Source organism: Ectopseudomonas alcaliphila (assembly GCF_900101755.1).
In the GTDB taxonomy this organism is placed as follows: Bacteria; Pseudomonadota; Gammaproteobacteria; order Pseudomonadales; family Pseudomonadaceae; genus Aquipseudomonas; species Aquipseudomonas alcaliphila.
The window spans coordinates 84171-103680 of sequence record NZ_FNAE01000003.1 but is presented as its reverse complement, the minus strand read 5'-3'; the positions used below and the strand labels follow the sequence as shown (position 1 = coordinate 103680).

Here is a 19510-nt window from a genome sequence, read left to right as displayed (position 1 = left end):
CATGCTGGCCTATATCTTTCGCCGCTTATTGCTGATCATCCCGACCCTGTTCGGCATTCTGGTGATCAACTTCATCATCATCCAGGCCGCACCCGGCGGCCCGGTCGAGCAGATGATCGCCAAGCTGGAGGGTTTCGACGCGGCCGCCGGCGGCGCAACCGGGCGCATCGGCGGCGGCGGCGCCGAAGTGTCGGTGGCCGGCTCCAACTATCGCGGCGCCCAGGGCCTCGACCCACAGCTGATCGCCGAGATCGAGAAGATGTACGGCTTCGACAAGTCGGCGCCGGAACGTTTCTGGATCATGCTGAAGAACTACGCCCAGCTGGATTTCGGCTCCAGCTTCTTCCGCGACGCCCAGGTCATCGACCTGATCATCGAGAAGATGCCGGTGTCGATCTCGCTCGGTCTATGGAGCACCTTGATCATGTATCTGGTCTCCATCCCGCTGGGGATCGCCAAGGCCACCCGCCACGGCAGCGCCTTCGACGTCTGGACCAGTTCGGCAATCATCGTCGGCTACGCCATCCCGGCGTTCCTCTTCGCCATCCTGCTGATCGTGCTGTTTGCCGGCGGCAGCTACTGGGACTGGTTCCCTCTGCGCGGTCTGACCTCGAACAACTTCGAGCAGCTCAGCCTCGGCGGCAAGGTTCTCGACTACCTCTGGCACCTGGTGCTGCCGGTTACCGCCCTTGTCATCGGTAACTTCGCCACCCTGACCCTGCTGACCAAGAACAGCTTTCTCGACGAGATCAACAAACAGTACGTGGTGACTGCCCGCGCCAAGGGCCTGACCAACAACCGCGTGCTCTACGGCCACGTCTTCCGTAACGCCATGCTGCTGATCATCGCCGGTTTCCCCGCAGCCTTCATCGGCATCTTCTTCACCGGCTCCCTGCTGATCGAGGTGATCTTCTCGCTCGACGGCCTGGGCCTGATGAGCTTTGAAGCGGCGATCAACCGCGACTATCCGGTGGTGTTCGGCACCCTGTTCATCTTCACCTTGCTGGGGCTGATCGTGAAATTGATCGGTGACATCACCTACACCCTGGTCGATCCGCGCATCGACTTCGAAAGCCGGGAGGGTTGAGCATGAAACTCTCCCCTCTCAATCGACGCCGTTTCGACCGCTTCAAGGCGCACAAGCGCGGCTGGTGGTCGCTGTGGCTGTTTCTCATCCTGTTTGGCCTGAGCCTCGGCGCCGAGCTGATCGCCAACGACAAGCCGCTGGCCGTACGCTACGACGGCGAGTGGTATTTCCCGGTGCTCAAGCGCTACCCGGAAACCGTGTTCGGCGGCGAATTCCCGCTGCAGGCCAACTACAAGAGTCCCTACATTCAGGACCTGATCGCCGAGAAAGATGGGCGGATGATCTGGCCGCCGATCCCGTTCAGCTATTCGAGCATCAACTACGACCTGGAAGTACCGGCCCCCGCACCGCCCTCGGCGCAGAACTGGCTGGGCACCGACGATCAGGGCCGTGACGTGCTCGCACGGGTGATCTACGGCTTTCGCATCTCGGTGCTGTTCGCCCTGATCCTGACCCTGGCCAGCTCGGTGATCGGCGTGATCGCCGGTGCGCTGCAGGGCTTCTATGGCGGCTGGGTCGACCTGATCGGTCAGCGCTTTCTGGAGATCTGGTCAGGCCTGCCGGTGCTCTATCTGCTGATCATTCTCGCCAGCTTCGTGCAGCCGAATTTCTGGTGGCTGCTGGGCATCATGCTGCTGTTCTCCTGGATGAGCCTGGTCGACGTGGTGCGCGCCGAATTCCTGCGCGGGCGCAACCTCGAGTACGTGCGCGCTGCGCGGGCGCTGGGCATGGAGAATGGCGCCATCATGTTCCGCCATATCCTGCCCAATGCCATGGTTTCGACCATGACCTTCATGCCCTTCATCCTCACTGGCGCGATCGGCACCCTGACGGCCCTGGACTTCCTCGGCTTCGGCCTGCCGCCTGGCGCACCGTCGCTCGGTGAGCTGGTCGCCCAGGGCAAGAGCAACCTGCAGGCCCCCTGGCTGGGCATCAGCGCCTTCGCCGTGCTGGCGATCATGCTGAGCCTGCTGGTATTCATCGGCGAAGCCGCCCGCGATGCCTTCGACCCGAGGAAATGACATGAGCCAGAACGAAACCCTGTTGCAAGTACGCGACCTGGCCGTCGAGTTCGTCATGGGCGAGCAATGCCAGCGCGTGGTCGAAGGCGTCAGCTTCGATATTCACAAAGGCGAGACCCTGGCCCTGGTCGGCGAGAGCGGCTCGGGCAAGTCGGTCACGGCGCACTCGATCCTGCGTCTGCTGCCCTACCCGCTCGCACGCCATCCGCATGGCAGCATCGAATACGCCGGCGAAGACCTGCTCAAGCTGGGCGAAGGCCGTCTGCGCGGCATTCGCGGCAACCGCATCGCCATGGTCTTTCAGGAGCCGATGACCTCGCTCAATCCGCTGCACTGCATCGAGAAGCAGATCAACGAAGTGCTTGCCCTGCACAAGGGGCTGCGTGGCAAGGCCGCCAGCGCGCGCACCTTGGAACTGCTGGAGCTGGTCGGCATTCCCGAACCGAAGAAGCGCCTGAAGGCCTACCCGCACGAACTCTCCGGCGGCCAACGGCAGCGCGTGATGATCGCCATGGCTCTGGCCAACGAACCACAGCTGCTGATCGCCGACGAGCCGACCACGGCGCTGGACGTCACCGTACAGCTGAAAATCCTCGAATTGCTCAAGGATTTGCAGGCACGCCTGGGCATGTCGCTGCTGCTGATCAGCCATGACCTCAATCTGGTTCGCAGAATTGCCCACCGCGTATGTGTCATGCAGCGCGGTCGCATCGTCGAACAGGCGTCGTGTGAACAATTGTTCCAGGCTCCGCAGCATCCCTACACCCAGGAACTGCTCGGCGCCGAGCCCAGTGGCGAACCTGCGGCCAACCCCGTGGGCCAGCCGTTGCTGGAAGTGGACGACCTGCGTGTGTGGTTCCCGATCAAAAAGGGCCTGCTGCGCCGGACGGTGGATCATGTCAAAGCGGTGGACGGCATCAACTTCAGCCTGCCTCAGGGCCAGACCCTGGGCATCGTCGGCGAGAGTGGTTCCGGCAAGTCCACACTGGGCATGGCCATTCTGCGGCTGCTCGCCAGTCGCGGTGATATCCGCTTCCAGGGCCAGCAGTTGCAGGGCCTGAGCCAGCAGGAAGTACGCCCGCTGCGTCGACAGATGCAGGTGGTGTTTCAGGACCCCTTCGGCAGCCTGAGCCCACGCATGTCGGTGAGCCAGATCGTCGGTGAAGGTCTGCGCATTCACGGTATGGGCAACGAGGCTGAGCAGGAACAGGCGATCATCGACGCGCTTTTGGAGGTAGGGCTGGACCCGCAGACGCGGCATCGCTACCCCCACGAGTTTTCTGGCGGGCAACGGCAGCGGATTGCCATTGCCCGGGCACTGGTGTTGAAACCGGCGCTGATCCTGCTGGACGAGCCCACTTCGGCGCTCGACCGTACGGTACAGCGTCAGGTGGTGGAGTTGTTGCGCGGCTTGCAGGCCAAGTACAACCTGACCTATCTGTTTATCAGCCATGACCTGGCGGTAGTCAGAGCGCTGAGCCACCAGTTGATGGTGGTCAAGCAGGGCCAGGTGGTCGAACAGGGGTCTGCCGAGTCGATCTTCAGTGCACCGCAACACCCTTATACGCAGCAGTTGCTGGAAGCCGCTTTTCTGGCCCCGGCAACGGCTCACTGATCCTTGAAACAGGAAGAGGAATAGCACAATGGGTTTTCTAACCGGTAAGCGCGTACTCATCGTTGGCGTTGCCAGCAAACTGTCCATCGCCTCGGGTATCGCCGCCGCCATGCACCGCGAAGGTGCCGAGCTGGCTTTCACCTACCAGAACGAGAAGCTCAAGGGCCGCGTGGAAGACTTCGCTGCCGGTTGGGGCTCCAGCGCCGACCTGTGCTTCCCTTGCGATGTGGCCAGCGACGAGGAAATCGCCTCGGTATTCGAAGCGCTGAGCAAGAAGTGGGACGGTCTGGACTGCATCGTCCACTCGGTCGGTTTCGCCCCGGGCGATCAGCTCAATGGCGATTTCACCGACGTCACCACCCGTGAAGGCTTCAAGATCGCTCACGACATCAGCGCCTACAGCTTCGTTGCCCTGGCCAAGGCCGGTCGCGAGATGATGAAAGGCCGCAACGGCAGCCTGCTCACCCTCTCCTACCTGGGCGCCGAGCGCACCATGCCCAACTACAACGTCATGGGCATGGCCAAAGCCAGCCTGGAAGCCGGTGTACGCTACCTGGCCGGCAGCCTCGGCCCTGAAGGCACCCGTGTCAACGCCATCTCCGCCGGCCCGATCCGCACCCTGGCTGCCAGCGGCATCGCCAGCTTCCGCAAGATGCTGGCTGCCAACGAGAAGCAGACCCCGCTGCGTCGCAACGTCACCATCGAGGAAGTCGGCAATGCCGGCGCCTTCCTCTGCTCCGACCTGGCTTCGGGCATCAGCGGCGAAATCATGTACGTCGACGGCGGCTTCAACACCACCGCCATGGGCGCCATGGAAGACTGAGCCGAGCTCACCAGGGCGTCGCAGGCAGAACAGCAGGCGATGCCCGGCACCTTCAGCACGGCTTGATCGTCGCTGAATCCACAACGCCGCACCTTCCTCAGGAGGTGCGGCGTTGTCGTTTCTGGCCTGTTACGTCAGGGTCCGGCCAGCGCTACTGGTGCAGACAACTCATCCGCTTCGCGAAACGAAACGCCATCAGCGGCCGGCACGCTTCAACGTTGGTGTTGTCCTAGCTGGGAAGCCTGTAAACGAGATGGGTCAATGATCCCGACAAGCAAGTGGCGAGCCTGCCTGATCACCGTGCTATGCAGCCTCGTGGTCGGCTGCGCACTGCCACCGCTGGATGGCCGCACCGAGAGCCAGGCCTTCACCCAGGCCGAAACGGCCGATACCACACTGGGGCAAGCCCTGGGTAGCGAGCGCGATGCCCACCCCGGCCTATCCGGCATCCTCACGCTGGCCGCTGCCCGGGATGCCTTCGCCGCACGCATGCTCCTGGTGGGAGCTGCCGAGCGCAGCCTCGACATTCAGTACTACATCTGGCGCAACGACATTACCGGCACCCTGCTACTGGATGCCCTGCTCAAAGCCGCCGAACGGGGCGTTCGTGTCCGCCTGCTGCTGGACGACAACGGTATCGCCGGGCTCGATCAGATCCTGAGCACACTCGATCAGCAGCCAAATATCGAAGTGCGCCTGTTCAACCCCTTCTCCTTACGAAAGGCCAAGGCGCTGGGTTATCTGACCCACTTTCCTCGTGCCAACCGGCGCATGCACAACAAGTCCTTCACCGTGGACAACCAGGCCACCATCATCGGTGGACGCAATATCGGCGACGAATACTTCGACGCCAGTGAGGGTGTGCTCTTCGCCGACCTGGATGTTCTGGCCGTCGGCCCGGTCGTGGCCGATACCTCGGCCGACTTCGATCGCTACTGGGCCAGCGATTCCAGCTACCCGCTGGAGCTGATCGTGCCTCGCAGCGGCAACGCTCCACAGCCCCTGCACGACCTCGCGGCCGATCTTTCCAGCTCGCCTGCGGCCAGCGGTTACGTGAAGACCCTGCAGGAAAGCGAGTTTATCCAGCGCCTGCTGGACAAGAATCTTGGCTTTGAATGGAGCGAGACCACACTGGTCAGCGATGATCCCGCCAAGGGCCTTGGCAATGCCAGTGACGGCGAGCTGCTGATCAGCCACCTGGGCGAGATGCTCGATATTCCACAGTCACGGGTCGACCTCGTCTCCCCCTACTTTGTCCCCACACAAACCGGCGTCGATATCTTTACCGGCCTGGTACAACGCGGCGTTGAAGTGCGCATCCTCACCAATGCGCTGGAAGCGACGGATGTGACGCCCGTGCATGCCGGCTACGCCAAACGCCGTCGTGCGCTGCTCGAAGGTGGCGTCAAACTCTATGAAATGCGCCTGGGTGCGGACGACGAAGGTCACCGGGAGAAAGCCGGCCCATTCGGCAGCTCCGGCTCGAGCCTGCATGCGAAGACCTTCGCCCTCGATGGCCAACGCGTCTTCATCGGCTCATTCAACTTCGATCCACGCTCCGCCAGTCTCAATACGGAGATGGGTTTTCTCATCGAAAGCCCGAAACTGGCGGCAGCTATCGACCAAGCATTCGAAAGCGATATCCCGGCCAATGCCTATGAGCTGCGGCTCGACGAGCACGGCCGAATCTACTGGCTGCAACGCGTGGATGGCGAGCAACGCCGATTCGATAGCGAGCCCGGCACAGGGCTGCTCAAACGCCTGGGCATTCACCTGCTTTCGTGGCTGCCCATCGAATGGCTGTTATGACCCAGAAACGAGAAAGCCCCGCACTTGGCGGGGCTTTCTCGTAGCGGACAGCGGTCAGAAACGCTCGATGTCGGCCTTGGCTTCCAGCTGCTTGCGCAGCGCAGCGAAGTCCTGCTGACCGGCACGCGACGCCAGGAAGTTGCGGTACATGGCGAGCTCTTCGTCAGCCAGCGCCTCTTCCGGCACGTTCACGCCATCGAGACGCAGGACGACGTAGTCGCCATTGTTCAGCGTCACACCGACGAAGGTCGGCTCGCCTGCCTTGGCTGGCTTGGGCATGCGAAACAGCGCCTGCAGCACCTTCGGCTCGACGCCGTCCTGGCTGCGGGTAGCCGCCTCCTGCACCTGCCAATCAGCAGCAGACTGCTCACCCGCCTGGGCGGCAGCCAGTTGCTTCTCGCCCTCGGCCTTGGCCGCAGCGCTAGCACGTTCCTGCTGCAGGTGAGCGCGGATACTCTCAGCAACCTGCTCCAGGGGCAGTTGCTCCGGCTTTTTGTGCTCTTTGACGCGCACGACGACGACCGTGCTCGGGTCCAGTTCAATGGTCGAGCTGTTGGTGCCGCCTTCCAGAACATCAGGGCTGAATGCAGCCTGCAGGACCTGACGGTTGGCAGTGATGCCAGTTGCACCACCCTCACGACCGAAAGCTTCGCTGAGCTTGACCTCGAGGCCCAGCTCCTGAGCTGGCTGAGCCAGATCTGACGCTTCGAACGCGGCGTCTTCCAGCTGTTTGGTCGCCTCGACGAAACGCTGCTCGACCTGCTGCGCCTTGAGGTCACGCGCCAGTTTGTCCTTGAGGCTGTCGAAGCTGGGTACTTCTGGAGCCTGAACACCCAGCAGCTTGATCAGGTGCCAGCCGAAGTCGCTCTGCACTGGCTCGGAAACCTGGCCCTGCTGCAGCGCATAGAGCGCCTCCTCGAAGGCCGGATCGTAGACGCCAGGGCCGGCGTAACCCAGATCACCGCCATCGGCAGCCGAACCTGGATCCTGCGAGAACTCCTTGGCCAGGGCAGCGAAATCTTCGCCAGCATCCACACGCGCCTTGATCTCTTCGATCTTGGTACGCGCGGTTTGATCATCGCCCTCGATAAGGATGTGCGCAGCCTGACGCTGCTCAGCCAGGTTGGCGATCTCGCTCTCGTACAGCGGCTGCAGATCTTCATCGCTGACTTCGACCTGATCGAAGAAGCTGTCCTTTTGCAGCTCGACGTACTCCAGCACGACCTGCTCAGGGCTCATGAATTCGCTGGCGTGCTCGTCGTAATAGGCGCTGACGTCGCTGTCGCTCAGCTCGATCGCAGCGCTGTCGGCCTTGATGGTGAGGCTGGCGAAGTCGCGGGTCTGGCGCTCGAGATTGGCGAACGCACGCGCCTCCTGCTCGGTGACGAAGCTACTGGCACCGAGACCGGCACGCAGCTGCCCAATCAGCATGTCCTCTTCCAGCTTCTGGCGGAACTGCAGGCGGGTGTAACCCATCTGGCGAATGACCTGATCGAAACGCGCAGTATCGAAGCGGCCATCTACCTGAAATTCGGGAGTTTGCAGAATCACCTGATCCAGCGATGCCTGCGAGAAGGCGAAATGAGCATCACCGGCTGCTTGCAGCAGCAACTTGCGCTCGATCAAGCCCTTGAGCGAAGCCTCACGCAGCAGGTTGTCATCGAGCAGCGAGGCGTCGAAATCACGACCCAGTTGCTGCAGCAGCTGACGACGCTGCATTTCAACGGCCTGATTGAGCTCGCTGAGGGTAATGGTGTCACCGTTCACGTCAGCCGCATTGTTGCGATTGCTGGTCCCCGTGACGATGGCTTCGAAACCGGTAAACGCCATCAGCATCACAATGAGGCCGATGATGATTTTGGCAATCCAACCGCGTGAATTGTCCCTGATGTTTTGCAGCATGCTTCCCCCAGAACGACTGTACAGAGTCACCAGCCGCGCAGTGTGGGTAATGTCCAGATAGAAGAAAGGCGCATCCTTGGATGCGCCTTCTCGTAACGCGTTAAGCGGTCAGAGCAGAAGAGTCTAGGACTACCTGCGCTGCCCCCTAACAGCCGCCAGACGGAGCCTGGCGGCGAGGCAAACCCAGAAGACGCTTAGTTGACGGCGTCTTTCAGAGCCTTGCCAGCTTTGAAGCCTGGGATCTTGGCAGCAGCGATGCTGATCGGCTTGCCGGTCTGCGGGTTGCGGCCAGTGCGAGCAGCACGCTCTTTGACAGCGAAGGTGCCGAAGCCAACCAGTACAACGGAGTCACCAGCCTTCAGAGCGCCAGTGACGGATTCAATCACTGCATCCAGCGCGCGGCCAGCAACAGCTTTCGGGATATCAGCAGATGCAGCGATGGCATCGATCAGTTCCGACTTGTTCACTCTAAGTCCCCTTATTTCTGTTTAGTTTGTTTCTTGATTTTTAGTGTAAGCAAAGCGGGTGCTGGATGGCCTGCCGACACAATAAAAGCCGCTTTATAACAAGGGCTCAAAAATTGTGTCAAGGAAGCCCCCCGGCTAATGCGTGCTAATTCGCTCCTTGGAATCAGACTCGCGCTTGTCATCCGTTGCAACCATCTCCGGAGCCGCATCGGGCAAGGGCTCCGGGGCGTATTGCAGCGCAATTTGCAGGACCTCGTCAATCCATTTAACCGGTTTAATCTGCAGGTCTTGCTTAATATTTTCCGGAATTTCCTTCAGATCACGCACATTTTCTTCGGGAATGATCACCGTCTTGATCCCACCCCGATGAGCTGCCAGAAGTTTTTCCTTGAGACCACCAATGGCCAGTACCTGACCACGCAGGGTGATTTCTCCGGTCATGGCCACGTCCGCCCGCACCGGAATCTGCGTCAATGCCGATACCAGTGCCGTGCACAAACCAATGCCCGCGCTCGGGCCGTCCTTGGGCGTGGCACCTTCCGGCATATGGATGTGAACGTCGCGCTTCTCGTTGAAATCAGCTGGGATCCCCAGACTTTTCGCACGACTGCGAACCACCGTCATGGCCGCCGTCATCGATTCCGCCATGACATCGCCCAGTGAGCCGGTCTTGATCAGATTGCCCTTGCCGGGCACCACAGCCGTCTCGATGGTGAGCAGCTCACCGCCTACCTGTGTCCAGGCCAAACCGGTCACCTGACCGATCTGATCCTGCTGTTCGGCGAGGCCGTAACGATGCTTGCGTACGCCCAGGAAGTGTTCCAGGGCATCGGCGCTGACCGTGACCTGGAAACGCTTCTCGCGCACATGCTCCTTGACCACTTTGCGGCAGACCTTGGCGATTTGCCGCTCCAGACTGCGCACGCCAGCTTCACGCGTGTAGTAACGGATGATGTCGCGAATCGCCGCCTCTTCGAACTCCAGTTCGCCCTTCTTCAGGCCATTGGCCTGTATCTGCTTGGGCGCCAGGTACTTGATGGCGATGTTGACCTTCTCGTCCTCCGTGTAACCCGGCAGGCGAATGACCTCCATCCGGTCCAGCAGCGGGCCGGGGATGTTCATCGAGTTGGCGGTGCAGAGGAACATCACGTCCGACAGGTCGTAGTCGACCTCCAGATAGTGATCGTTGAAATTGTGGTTCTGCTCGGGGTCGAGGACTTCGAGCAATGCCGAGGCAGGGTCGCCGCGCATGTCCTGACCCATCTTGTCGATCTCGTCGAGCAGGAACAACGGGTTGCGCACGCCGACCTTGGTCATCTTCTGAATCAAGCGACCCGGCATCGAGCCGATATAGGTGCGGCGGTGACCACGAATCTCGGCCTCGTCACGCACGCCACCCAGCGCCATGCGCACGAATTTGCGATTGGTGGCACTGGCGATGGACTCGGCCAGCGAGGTCTTGCCCACGCCGGGCGGGCCGACCAGGCACAGTACCGGCCCCTTGAGTTTCTTCACCCGCTTCTGCACGGCGAGATACTCGAGAATACGCTCCTTGACCTCCTCCAGGCCGTAGTGATCGGCATCGAGAATGCTCTCGGCACGCGCCAGATCCAGACGGACCTTGCTCTCGGCCTTCCACGGCACATTCACCAGCCAATCGATGTAGGAGCGCACCACGGTAGCTTCAGCGGACATCGGCGACATCTGCTTGAGCTTGTTCAGCTCGGCATTGGCCTTGGTCAAGGCCTCCTTGGACAGGCCGGCGTTATCGATACGCTTGCGCAGTTCGTCGAGCTCGCTATGGCCTTCATCGATATCGCCCAGCTCTTTCTGAATGGCCTTCATCTGCTCATTCAGGTAGTACTCGCGCTGACTGCGCTCCATCTGTTTCTTTACACGACCACGGATACGCTTCTCGACCTGCAGCAGGTCAATCTCGGCATCCAGCAGGGCCAGTACGTGCTCGACGCGAGCGGACAGCGAGGTGATTTCGAGGATTTCCTGCTTCTGCTCGATCTTCAGCGCCATGTGCGCGGCCATGGTATCGACCAGACGGCTGGGCTCATCGATGCTGTTGAGCGAGGACAGCACTTCGGCAGGGACCTTCTTGCCCAACTGCACGTATTGCTCGAACTGGCTGAGCAGGCTACGGGTAAAGACCTCCGATTCGCGCTCGGCAGTTTCGCCCTCCTCGATCAGTTGCACTTCAGCACGACAATGATCGTCGAGCTCGATGAAACGCTCGATGGAGCCGCGCTGCTCGCCTTCAACCAGCACCTTGACGGTGCCGTCGGGCAGTTTGAGCAACTGCAGGACGGTGGCAACGGTGCCAACGCGATACAGATCCTGATCATCCGGATCATCGACGGCCGGGTTCTTCTGGGCCACCAGCAGAATCTGCTTGTCGCCCGTCATCGCTGCCTCGAGGGCCTCGATGGATTTCTCACGCCCGACGAAAAGCGGGATGACCATGTGCGGATAGACCACTACATCGCGCAATGGCAGGAGAGGCAATTCGATGGTTGTCTTCATGATTTCGGCTCAGCGGCGGCCATAAGGCCGTAAACAGGCGGGATTACCCTTGGCTTTTAAGATGGGGGTAGCTCCCGCAAAAAACAAGCGCAATGTCCACAAAAGCGAAGGGGCCCAAAGGGCCCCTTCTTTGCATCGTGTAACAGCAGTCAGGCGTCTGGCGCGGCCTTCGCCGGCGGTTCGCTGTTCTCGTAGATCAGCAGCGGCTTGGACGAACCCTCGATGACGCTCTCGTCGATCACCACCTTGCTCACGTCCTGTTGGGACGGGATCTCGTACATGGTGTCGAGCAGAATGCCCTCGAGAATCGAACGCAGGCCACGAGCCCCGGTCTTGCGCTCCAGCGCCTTATGCGCCACGGATTTCAGCGCATCGGAACGGAACTCCAGGTCCACCCCTTCCATCTCGAACAGCTTGGCGTACTGCTTGGTCAGCGCGTTCTTCGGCTCGGTCAGGATCTGTACCAGAGCAGCCTCATCCAGCTCCTCCAGGGTCGCGATCACCGGCAGGCGACCGACGAACTCGGGGATCAGGCCGAATTTGACCAGATCGTCCGGCTCGACCTCACGCAGAGACTCGCCGATCTTCTTGCCTTCCTGCTTGCTGCGCACTTCCGCACCGAAACCGATGCCGCCCTTGGTGGAACGCGCCTGGATGACCTTCTCCAGACCGGCGAATGCACCGCCGCAGATGAACAGGATATTGCGTGTATCGACCTGCAGGAACTCCTGCTGCGGATGCTTGCGCCCGCCTTGCGGCGGAACCGAAGCCACGGTGCCCTCGATCAGCTTGAGCAGCGCCTGCTGCACGCCCTCGCCCGATACGTCACGCGTGATCGACGGATTGTCGGACTTGCGCGAGATCTTGTCGATTTCGTCGATGTAGACGATGCCCATCTGGGCCTTCTCGACATCGTAATCGCACTTCTGCAGCAGCTTCTGAATGATGTTCTCGACGTCCTCACCGACATAACCGGCTTCGGTCAGGGTGGTGGCGTCAGCGATGGTGAACGGCACATTGAGCAGGCGCGCCAGCGTTTCGGCCAGCAGTGTCTTGCCCGAACCGGTCGGACCGATCAGCAGAATGTTGCTCTTGCCCAGCTCGACATCATCTTTCTTGTCACGCTGGTTAAGACGCTTGTAGTGGTTGTATACCGCTACCGACAGCACCTTCTTGGCGCGCTCCTGACCAATCACGTACTGATCGAGGATGCCGCTGATTTCCTTGGGTGCCGGGAGTTTGTGCGCGTTGCTCTCGGCCTGCGCTTCCTGCACCTCCTCGCGGATGATGTCATTGCACAGGTCGACGCATTCGTCGCAGATGAAGACGGAAGGACCGGCGATCAACTTGCGCACTTCATGCTGGCTTTTGCCGCAGAAGGAGCAATAAAGCAGTTTGCCGTTGTCCTCACCGTTACGGGTATCAGTCATTCGATCAATCCAATACGGTAGGCTTGAAACACAAGATGAAGGCAAATGCAGGCATTTTCAAGGGCACAGCTAGCGCCAGTGAAGAATGCCTGCAGCCGGCGCCTCATCTAGTAGGCCGTTGAAAAGCGTAAGCGAGGCAGGCAAGACAAGGCGAAAACAACCGAGAAAGCGCAATTTACGTGTTGTAAACGAGCATTTCGAGGTTGTTTTCAACGCAGTATTGCCAACGCAGGTAGTTTTTCAACAGCCTGCTACACCGGCATTTGACGCTTTTCGTGTACGGCATCGACGAGACCGTACTCCACGGCGCGCGAGGCACTCATGAAGTTGTCGCGGTTGGTGTCACGCTCGATGGTTTCCAGGCTCTGGCCGGTATGCTGCGCCAGCAGCTCGTTCAGACGCTCACGGATAAAGAGGATTTCCTTGGCGTGGATCTCGATGTCCGAGGCCTGGCCCTGGAAACCGCCCAGCGGCTGGTGAATCATCACGCGCGAGTTCGGCAGGCAGAAACGCTTGCCCTTGGCGCCGCCAGCCAGCAGGAATGCACCCATGCTGCAGGCCTGGCCGATGCAGGTGGTGGACACGTCAGCCTTGATGAACTGCATGGTGTCGTAGATCGCCATGCCGGCGGTCACCGAGCCACCCGGCGAGTTGATGTACAGGTGAATGTCCTTGTCCGGGTTTTCTGCTTCCAGGAACAGCAACTGGGCGCAGATCAGGTTGGCCATATAGTCCTCGACCTGGCCAACCAGAAAGATCACGCGCTCCTTGAGCAGACGCGAATAGATGTCGTAAGCACGCTCGCCACGAGCGGACTGCTCGATGACCATCGGCACCAGGCCGCCAGCGGCCTGGATTTCAGGCATGTTTTGCATAAAAGGATTACGGGACATGTCTTGCGCTCACTCCCTAATAGTCATGTCTCAAATACACATAAGCCAGCGCTGAGGCTGGCTTATGGTGGTGTTCTCGAACGAGGTTACGAGATCAGTCGGCTTTAGGAGCTTCCGCCGGCTTGACTGCATCTTCGTAGGAAACCGCTTTATCGGTCACGTTGGCCTTCTGCAGAACAGTATCTACAACTTGCTCTTCCAGTACAACCGAACGCACTTCGTTCATTTGCTGGTCGTTCTTGTAGTACCAGGAAACGACCTGCTCAGGCTCCTGATAAGCCGAAGCCATCTCTTCGATCAGCTCGCGTACGCGGGCTTCGTCAGGCTTGAGCTCGAACTGCTTGACCACTTCGGCGACGATCAGGCCCAACACCACGCGGCGCTTGGCCTGCTCTTCGAACAGCTCGGCCGGCAGTTGGTCAGGCTTGATGTTGCCACCGAACTGCTGGACGGCCTGCACGCGCAGACGGTTCACTTCGTTGCCGATCAGCGCCTTCGGTACTTCGACCGGGTTGGCAGCCAGCAGGCCGTCCATTACCTGGTTCTTGACCTTGGACTTGATGGCCTGACGCAGTTCACGCTCCATGTTCTTGCGAACTTCGGCACGGAAACCTTCCAGACCGCCTTCCTTGATGCCGAACAGGGCGAAGAACTCGTCGTTCAGCTCAGGCAACTGCGGAGCGGAAACGCTGTTGACGGTAACGGTGAACTCGGCGGTTTTGCCGGCCAGGTCGAGGTTCTGGTAGTCCTCGGGGAAGGTCGGGTTGATCACGCGCTCTTCACCAGCCTTGGCACCCACCAGGGCGTCTTCGAAGCCCGGGATCATGCGGCCGGAACCCAGCACCAGCTGAGTGCCCTTGGCGCTGCCACCGGCGAAGACTTCGCCGTCGATCTTGCCAACGAAATCGATGTTCAGCTGGTCGCCATTCTCGGCAGCACGCTCAACAGTTTCGAAACGGGTGTTCTGCTTGCGCAGGATGTCGAGCATGTTGTCGACGTCACTGTCAGCCACATCAGCTTCGAGACGCTCGATGGCGATGGAGTCGAAACCGGAAACCTGAAACTCGGGGAACACTTCGAAGGTAGCGACGTATTCCAGATCCTTGCCCTTCTCGAAGGACTTCGGCTCTACAGCCGGAGCGCCAGCCGGGTTCAGCTTCTGCTCGACCACGGCCTCGTAGAAGGTAGCCTGGATCAGATCGCCCAGCGCTTCCTGACGAGCGGCATCTTCGTAGCGCTGACGGATCACGCTCATCGGCACCTTGCCAGGACGGAAGCCAGGAACCTTGGCACGACGGGCAGTCTGTTGCAGACGCTTGTTGACTTCGGTCTCGATGCGCTCGACGGGTACGCCGACAGTCATGCGGCGCTCAAGAGCAGAAGTGCTTTCAACAGAAACTTGCATGGATATTCCTCGTTGCACAGACATAAGCCGGCTCGAACCGGCCCCGAATCAAGGCCAAGCATTCTAGAGGGTCAATGTGCAGAAGTCACCCTAGAAGCAGGCGGCAGTCGGGAGGGGCTATATAAAGATGGTGCGGACGGAGAGACTCGAACTCTCACACCTTGCGGCGCCAGAACCTAAATCTGGTGTGTCTACCAATTCCACCACGTCCGCGTGGCTTTGCAGCTTAAAACAAAAACGCCAGGCTTTCGGCCTGGCGCTTTGGAATATGGGGTGGACGATGGGAATCGAACCCACGACACCAGGAGCCACAATCCTGTGCTCTACCAACTGAGCTACGCCCACCATATTGCATTTGCTACTCATTTGCCTGACCGCCAAATGGCGCACCCGGCAGGACTCGAACCTGCGACCATCCGCTTAGAAGGCGGATGCTCTATCCAGCTGAGCTACGGGCACTTATCCATCCGCTAGCGCAGACTTACAAGCTTTTGGCTCCAACCTCACCACCAGGGTTTGGCTTTTGCCGCCTCACCCAGCGAGTGGCTGTTCCTGAGAAGCGGGGCGAATGTTATAGACGGCTCCCAACCTCGTCAACAGAAATTTTCAAAAAAATTCAGCGATTTAAAGGAGTTACGCGAAAACGACGGCAGGCGCCTTTGCCCAAGTGAGCGCCCATGCGAGAATGCGCGTCCTTTTTTCATCCTCATTAATGGTTAACCAGCGCAATGACCGCACAACTGATCGACGGCAAGGCGATCGCCGCCAGCCTCCGCCAGCAGATTGCCCAACGTGTCGCCGAACGCCGCCAGCAAGGCCTTCGTGCGCCAGGCCTGGCCGTGATCCTGGTCGGCACCGATCCCGCCTCCCAGGTCTATGTGTCACATAAACGCAAGGATTGCGAAGAAGTCGGCTTTGTTTCCCGCGCCTATGATCTGCCGGCAGAGACCAGTCAGGCCGATCTGCTCGCCCTGATCGACGAACTCAACGAAGACCCGGCCATCGACGGCATTCTGGTACAGCTGCCGCTGCCGGAGAATCTGGATTCTTCCCTGCTGCTCGAGCGCATTCGTCCGGATAAAGACGTGGACGGCTTCCACCCCTACAACATCGGCCGTCTGGCGCAGCGCATGCCGCTGCTGCGCCCGTGCACACCAAAGGGCATCATGACCCTGCTGGAAAGCACCGGCGCCGATCTGTACGGCATGCATGCCGTAGTCGTGGGCGCCTCCAATATCGTCGGCCGGCCAATGGCCATGGAGTTGCTGCTGGCCGGTTGCACCGTGACCGTCACCCACCGCTTCACCAAAGATCTGGCTGGCCATGTCGGTCAGGCCGACATCGTCGTGGTCGCTGCCGGCAAGCCGGGGCTGGTCAAGGGTGAGTGGATCAAACCAGGCGCCATCGTCATCGATGTCGGCATCAACCGCCAGGAAGACGGCAAGCTGGTCGGCGACGTGACCTTTGATGCCGCCCTGCCCCGCGCCGGCTGGATCACCCCGGTTCCAGGCGGTGTTGGCCCGATGACCCGCGCCGGACTTTTGGAAAACACCCTGCACGCTGCCGAACACCTGCATAAATAAGCTGCGCTGCACAACGAACAACGGCACCCGAGGGTGCCGTTGTCGTTTCTGGCGTGCAGATCAGTTGCGCGCCTGCTCCCAGGATTTCAGCAGCTCATCGTAGGCGATCGTCTCGCCCTGTGGCTTCTCGTTGGCCAGCTTGGGCTTGGGTGCGCCTGGCTGATCGAACCAGTACTGCGGATCACGCGGCTCGTTCAGCTTAGGCCCGCACTCACCCAGTACGCCGGAGCGCTCGAGGCGGCCGAGCATGGTGTCCTGCGCCGCGGCCAGACCATCCAGAGCCTGTTGCGGGGTCTTGTCGCCGCTGGCGGCCTCGGCGATGAACTGCCACCAGAGCTGAGCCAGACGCGGATAGTCAGGCACGTTGGTACCGGTCGGCGTCCACTGCACGCGCGCCGGGCTGCGGTAGAACTCCACCAGGCCACCGAGCTTGGGCGCCACGTCGGTCATCGCCTGCGAGTTGATGTCCGACTCACGAATCGGCGTCAGGCCGACCAGGGTCTTCTTCAGCGAGACGGTCTTGGAGGTGACGAACTGGGCGTAGAGCCAGGCAGCCAGACGCTGCTTCTCCGGGGTGGAGTTGAGGAAGGTCCAAGAGCCGGCGTCCTGATAGCCGAGCTTCATGCCCTCCTCCCAGTACGGCCCCTTGGGCGATGGCGCCATGCGCCATTTCGGCGTGCCGTCTTCGTTGACCACCGGCAGACCGGGCTTGGTCATGTCGGCAGTAAAGGCGGTGTACCAGAAGATCTGCTGGGCGATCGCCCCCTGCGCCGGCACTGGGCCGGATTCGGAGAAAGTCATGCCCTGCGCTTCCGGTGGCGCGTACTGGCGCATCCAATCGACGTATTTCTGAGTGGCGAACACCGCCGCCGGACCATTGGTATCACCACCGCGGGCGACACTGGAACCTACCGGCCGGCAGCCGTCGACGCGAATGCCCCACTCGTCCACCGGCAGGCCGTTGGGCAGCCCCTTGTCACCACCGCCGGCCATGGAGAACCAGGCGTCGGTGAAACGCCAGCCCAGCGACGGATCTTTCTTGCCGTAGTCCATGTGGCCATAGACGCGTTTACCGTCGATCTCTTTGACGTGTACCGAGAAGAATTCAGCAATGTCCTCGTAGGCCGACCAATTGACCGGCACGCCCAGCTCGTAGCCGTAGATTTCCTTGAACTTGGCCTTCAGCTCCGGACGCTCGAACCAGTCGGCGCGGAACCAGTAGAGGTTGGCGAACTGCTGATCAGGTAACTGATAAATTTTGCCGTCCGGCCCGGTGGTGAAGGACAGACCGATGAAATCGTCAAGATCGAGGGTCGGCGAAGTGAAATCCTTGCCTTCGTTAGCCATCATGTCGGTGATCGAGACCGCCTTGCCATAGCGGAAGTGGGTACCGATCAGGTCCGAGTCGTTGACCCAACCATCGTAGATGTTCTTGCCGGACTGCATCTGCGTCTGCAGTTTCTCGACCACATCGCCTTCCTGCATCAGGTCATGCTTCAGCTTGATGCCGGTGATTTCACTGAAGGCCTTGGCCAGGACCTTGGACTCGTACTCATGGGTGGTCAGGGTTTCCGAGGCGACGTTGATGCTCATGCCGCGAAACGGCTCGGCGGCCTTGATGAACCATTTCAGCTCTTCGAGCTGTTGCTCGGGCGTCAGGGTCGACGGATTGAACTCCTCGGCGATCCATTTCTTCGCGGCCTCTTCATAGGCATCCGCCCAGGCCGCACCGCTCAAACCGGACAATGCCAGCAAGGCGGCCAACGCCATGCTATGTCGGGTCTTGTTGTTATTGTCGAACATAGAGACCTCCATCTCAGGATATGGGGAGAGGCATACCGGCGGCAGCCCGGCTCAGCCCCAGCGCATGACTGCGCATAACCACAACAGCGATAGCAGCGAGGCTATCCACACGCTCCAGTCGGTCACGCCTATCACCAGCAGGTGCAGATAGGCGCTGCCGAGCAGACCGATGAACAACCGGTCACCACGGGTGGTGGTGATCGGCAAAAAACCCTTGCGCTCGACGCACGGCCAGCGCATTTCGACCAGCGTCATGCCGGCCAGCAACACCGCGATACCGACGAAGAACAGCGCAGTCGGTAGAGTCCAGGCCATCCAGCTCATGACGAACCTCCCTTACACACGACCGAGGGCGAAGCCCTTGGCCACATGGTTACGAACGAACCAGATCACCAGCATCCCCGGCAGGATGGTCAGCACCCCGGCGGCAGCCAGCACGCCCCAGTCGATCCCCGAGGCGGATACGGTGCGGGTCATCACCGCCGCGATGGGCTTGGCGTCCACCGAGGTCAGGGTGCGCGCCAGCAGCAGTTCGACCCAGGAGAACATGAAGCAGAAGAAGGCGGTGACGCCGATGCCGGAGCGGATAAGCGGGATGAAGATCTTCACGAAGAACTTGGGGAAGCTGTAGCCATCGATGTAGGCCGTCTCGTCGATTTCCTTGGGCACGCTGGACATGAAGCCTTCGAGAATCCACACCGCCAGCGGCACGTTGAACAGACAGTGCGCCAGCGCCACGGCGATGTGGGTGTCGAACAGGCCGATGGACGAGTACAACTGGAAGAACGGCAGCAGGAACACCGCCGGTGGTGCCATGCGGTTGGTCAACAGCCAGAAGAACAGATGCTTGTCGCCGAGAAAGCGGTAGCGCGAGAAGGCATAGGCTGCCGGCAGCGCCACGCTGAGCGAGATCAGCGTGTTGAGGCTGACGTAATACAGCGAGTTGAGGTAACCCTCGTACCAGCTGCGGTCGGTGAAAATCACCCGGTAGTTGTCCAGGGTGAAACTCTGCGGCCACAGGCTGAGGCCACCGAGGATCTCGGTATTGCTCTTGAACGACATGTTCAGCAACCAGTAGATCGGCACCAGCAGAAACAGGAAATAGATCAGCAGTACCAGGCGTTTGCGTAGCGTCATGG

The 19510-nt window shown here is 60.4% G+C and carries 15 protein-coding genes and 3 tRNA genes; 6 read left to right on the top strand and 12 right to left on the bottom strand.

Annotated features, from left to right (window positions below):
• The first annotated feature begins 1 nt into the window (after window position 1).
• The 5 genes from BLR77_RS12160 (at window position 2) to BLR77_RS12140 (ending at window position 6356) form a co-directional block, all read left to right on the top strand.
• Window positions 2–1087 (top strand): microcin C ABC transporter permease YejB, encoded by a 1086-nt coding sequence (locus BLR77_RS12160; protein WP_074678108.1) that lies wholly within the window; start codon window positions 2–4, stop codon window positions 1085–1087.
• Between the two features lie 2 nt (window positions 1088–1089).
• A complete protein-coding gene (locus tag BLR77_RS12155; RefSeq protein ID WP_074678106.1) occupies window positions 1090–2109 on the top strand; it encodes an ABC transporter permease in 1020 nt (339 codons plus the stop codon).
• Between the two features lies 1 nt (window position 2110).
• A complete protein-coding gene (locus BLR77_RS12150) occupies window positions 2111–3724 on the top strand; it encodes an ABC transporter ATP-binding protein (RefSeq protein ID WP_074678104.1) in 1614 nt (537 codons plus the stop codon).
• 28 nt (window positions 3725–3752) lie between these two features.
• The gene (fabI, locus tag BLR77_RS12145; protein ID WP_074678102.1) at window positions 3753–4547 is read left to right on the top strand and encodes an enoyl-ACP reductase FabI; all 795 of its coding nucleotides are present in this window, start codon (window positions 3753–3755) and stop codon (window positions 4545–4547) included.
• Window positions 4548–4808: 261 nt separating this feature from the next.
• A complete protein-coding gene (locus BLR77_RS12140; RefSeq protein WP_074678100.1) occupies window positions 4809–6356 on the top strand; it encodes a phospholipase D family protein in 1548 nt (515 codons plus the stop codon).
• A 54-nt stretch (window positions 6357–6410) separates the two neighbouring features.
• On the opposite strand, the gene BLR77_RS12135 is transcribed toward BLR77_RS12140, so the two are convergent.
• The 9 genes from BLR77_RS12135 to BLR77_RS12095 form a co-directional block, all read right to left on the bottom strand.
• Window positions 6411–8258 (bottom strand): SurA N-terminal domain-containing protein, encoded by a 1848-nt coding sequence (locus tag BLR77_RS12135; protein ID WP_074678098.1) that lies wholly within the window; start codon window positions 8256–8258, stop codon window positions 6411–6413.
• Window positions 8259–8452: 194 nt separating this feature from the next.
• Window positions 8453–8725: a nucleoid-associated protein HU-beta gene (hupB, locus tag BLR77_RS12130; RefSeq protein ID WP_003239952.1), complete on the bottom strand. Its 273-nt coding sequence runs from the start codon at window positions 8723–8725 to the stop codon at window positions 8453–8455.
• A gap of 135 nt (window positions 8726–8860) precedes the next feature.
• Window positions 8861–11257, bottom strand: coding sequence for an endopeptidase La (lon, locus tag BLR77_RS12125; protein ID WP_074678096.1), 2397 nt, complete (start codon window positions 11255–11257; stop codon window positions 8861–8863).
• A gap of 149 nt (window positions 11258–11406) precedes the next feature.
• Window positions 11407–12687, bottom strand: a complete 1281-nt coding sequence (gene clpX, locus BLR77_RS12120) for an ATP-dependent Clp protease ATP-binding subunit ClpX (protein ID WP_074678094.1) — start codon at window positions 12685–12687, stop codon at window positions 11407–11409.
• Window positions 12688–12938: 251 nt separating this feature from the next.
• Window positions 12939–13580 carry an ATP-dependent Clp endopeptidase proteolytic subunit ClpP gene (gene clpP / locus BLR77_RS12115; protein ID WP_024308001.1) on the bottom strand — a complete coding sequence of 214 codons (642 nt, stop codon included), beginning with the start codon at window positions 13578–13580 and terminating at the stop codon, window positions 12939–12941.
• A gap of 94 nt (window positions 13581–13674) precedes the next feature.
• Window positions 13675–14985, bottom strand: a complete 1311-nt coding sequence (gene tig, locus BLR77_RS12110) for a trigger factor (RefSeq protein ID WP_074678092.1) — start codon at window positions 14983–14985, stop codon at window positions 13675–13677.
• A 128-nt stretch (window positions 14986–15113) separates the two neighbouring features.
• A tRNA-Leu gene (locus BLR77_RS12105) sits at window positions 15114–15198 on the bottom strand.
• A 56-nt stretch (window positions 15199–15254) separates the two neighbouring features.
• Window positions 15255–15330: transfer RNA gene (locus tag BLR77_RS12100), tRNA-His, on the bottom strand.
• Between the two features lie 37 nt (window positions 15331–15367).
• Window positions 15368–15444 (bottom strand) — tRNA-Arg (locus tag BLR77_RS12095).
• A gap of 269 nt (window positions 15445–15713) precedes the next feature.
• Between BLR77_RS12095 and folD the strand changes: the two genes are divergently transcribed.
• Window positions 15714–16568: a bifunctional methylenetetrahydrofolate dehydrogenase/methenyltetrahydrofolate cyclohydrolase FolD gene (folD, locus tag BLR77_RS12090; protein WP_074678090.1), complete on the top strand. Its 855-nt coding sequence runs from the start codon at window positions 15714–15716 to the stop codon at window positions 16566–16568.
• 60 nt (window positions 16569–16628) lie between these two features.
• Here folD and BLR77_RS12085 read toward each other — a convergent pair whose 3' ends face one another.
• The 3 genes from BLR77_RS12085 to BLR77_RS12075 are packed head-to-tail and all read right to left on the bottom strand — an operon-like array spanning window position 16629 to window position 19508.
• Complete coding sequence (locus BLR77_RS12085) at window positions 16629–18371, bottom strand: ABC transporter substrate-binding protein (RefSeq protein ID WP_074678088.1); 1743 nt, start codon at window positions 18369–18371, stop codon at window positions 16629–16631.
• A gap of 51 nt (window positions 18372–18422) precedes the next feature.
• Complete coding sequence (locus BLR77_RS12080) at window positions 18423–18695, bottom strand: DUF2160 domain-containing protein (protein ID WP_074678086.1); 273 nt, start codon at window positions 18693–18695, stop codon at window positions 18423–18425.
• Window positions 18696–18707: 12 nt separating this feature from the next.
• Window positions 18708–19508, bottom strand: a complete 801-nt coding sequence (locus tag BLR77_RS12075; protein WP_017676715.1) for a carbohydrate ABC transporter permease — start codon at window positions 19506–19508, stop codon at window positions 18708–18710.
• Window positions 19509–19510: the final 2 nt, after the last annotated feature.

Excerpts from the sequence above, each read along its gene's own strand:
- BLR77_RS12140 (WP_074678100.1), top strand. The coding sequence starts at position 4,809 with ATGATCCCGACAAGCAAGTGGCGAGCCTGCCTGATCACCGTGCTATGC.
- BLR77_RS12085 (WP_074678088.1), bottom strand. The coding sequence starts at position 18,371 with ATGTTCGACAATAACAACAAGACCCGACATAGCATGGCGTTGGCCGCC.
- clpX (WP_074678094.1), bottom strand. The coding sequence starts at position 12,687 with ATGACTGATACCCGTAACGGTGAGGACAACGGCAAACTGCTTTATTGC.
- folD (WP_074678090.1), top strand. The coding sequence starts at position 15,714 with ATGACCGCACAACTGATCGACGGCAAGGCGATCGCCGCCAGCCTCCGC.
- clpP (WP_024308001.1), bottom strand. The coding sequence starts at position 13,580 with ATGTCCCGTAATCCTTTTATGCAAAACATGCCTGAAATCCAGGCCGCT.
- lon (WP_074678096.1), bottom strand. The coding sequence starts at position 11,257 with ATGAAGACAACCATCGAATTGCCTCTCCTGCCATTGCGCGATGTAGTG.
- BLR77_RS12150 (WP_074678104.1), top strand. The coding sequence starts at position 2,111 with ATGAGCCAGAACGAAACCCTGTTGCAAGTACGCGACCTGGCCGTCGAG.
- BLR77_RS12155 (WP_074678106.1), top strand. The coding sequence starts at position 1,090 with ATGAAACTCTCCCCTCTCAATCGACGCCGTTTCGACCGCTTCAAGGCG.
- BLR77_RS12075 (WP_017676715.1), bottom strand. The coding sequence starts at position 19,508 with ATGACGCTACGCAAACGCCTGGTACTGCTGATCTATTTCCTGTTTCTG.
- fabI (WP_074678102.1), top strand. The coding sequence starts at position 3,753 with ATGGGTTTTCTAACCGGTAAGCGCGTACTCATCGTTGGCGTTGCCAGC.
- BLR77_RS12135 (WP_074678098.1), bottom strand. The coding sequence starts at position 8,258 with ATGCTGCAAAACATCAGGGACAATTCACGCGGTTGGATTGCCAAAATC.
- BLR77_RS12080 (WP_074678086.1), bottom strand. The coding sequence starts at position 18,695 with ATGAGCTGGATGGCCTGGACTCTACCGACTGCGCTGTTCTTCGTCGGT.
- tig (WP_074678092.1), bottom strand. The coding sequence starts at position 14,985 with ATGCAAGTTTCTGTTGAAAGCACTTCTGCTCTTGAGCGCCGCATGACT.
- BLR77_RS12160 (WP_074678108.1), top strand. The coding sequence starts at position 2 with ATGCTGGCCTATATCTTTCGCCGCTTATTGCTGATCATCCCGACCCTG.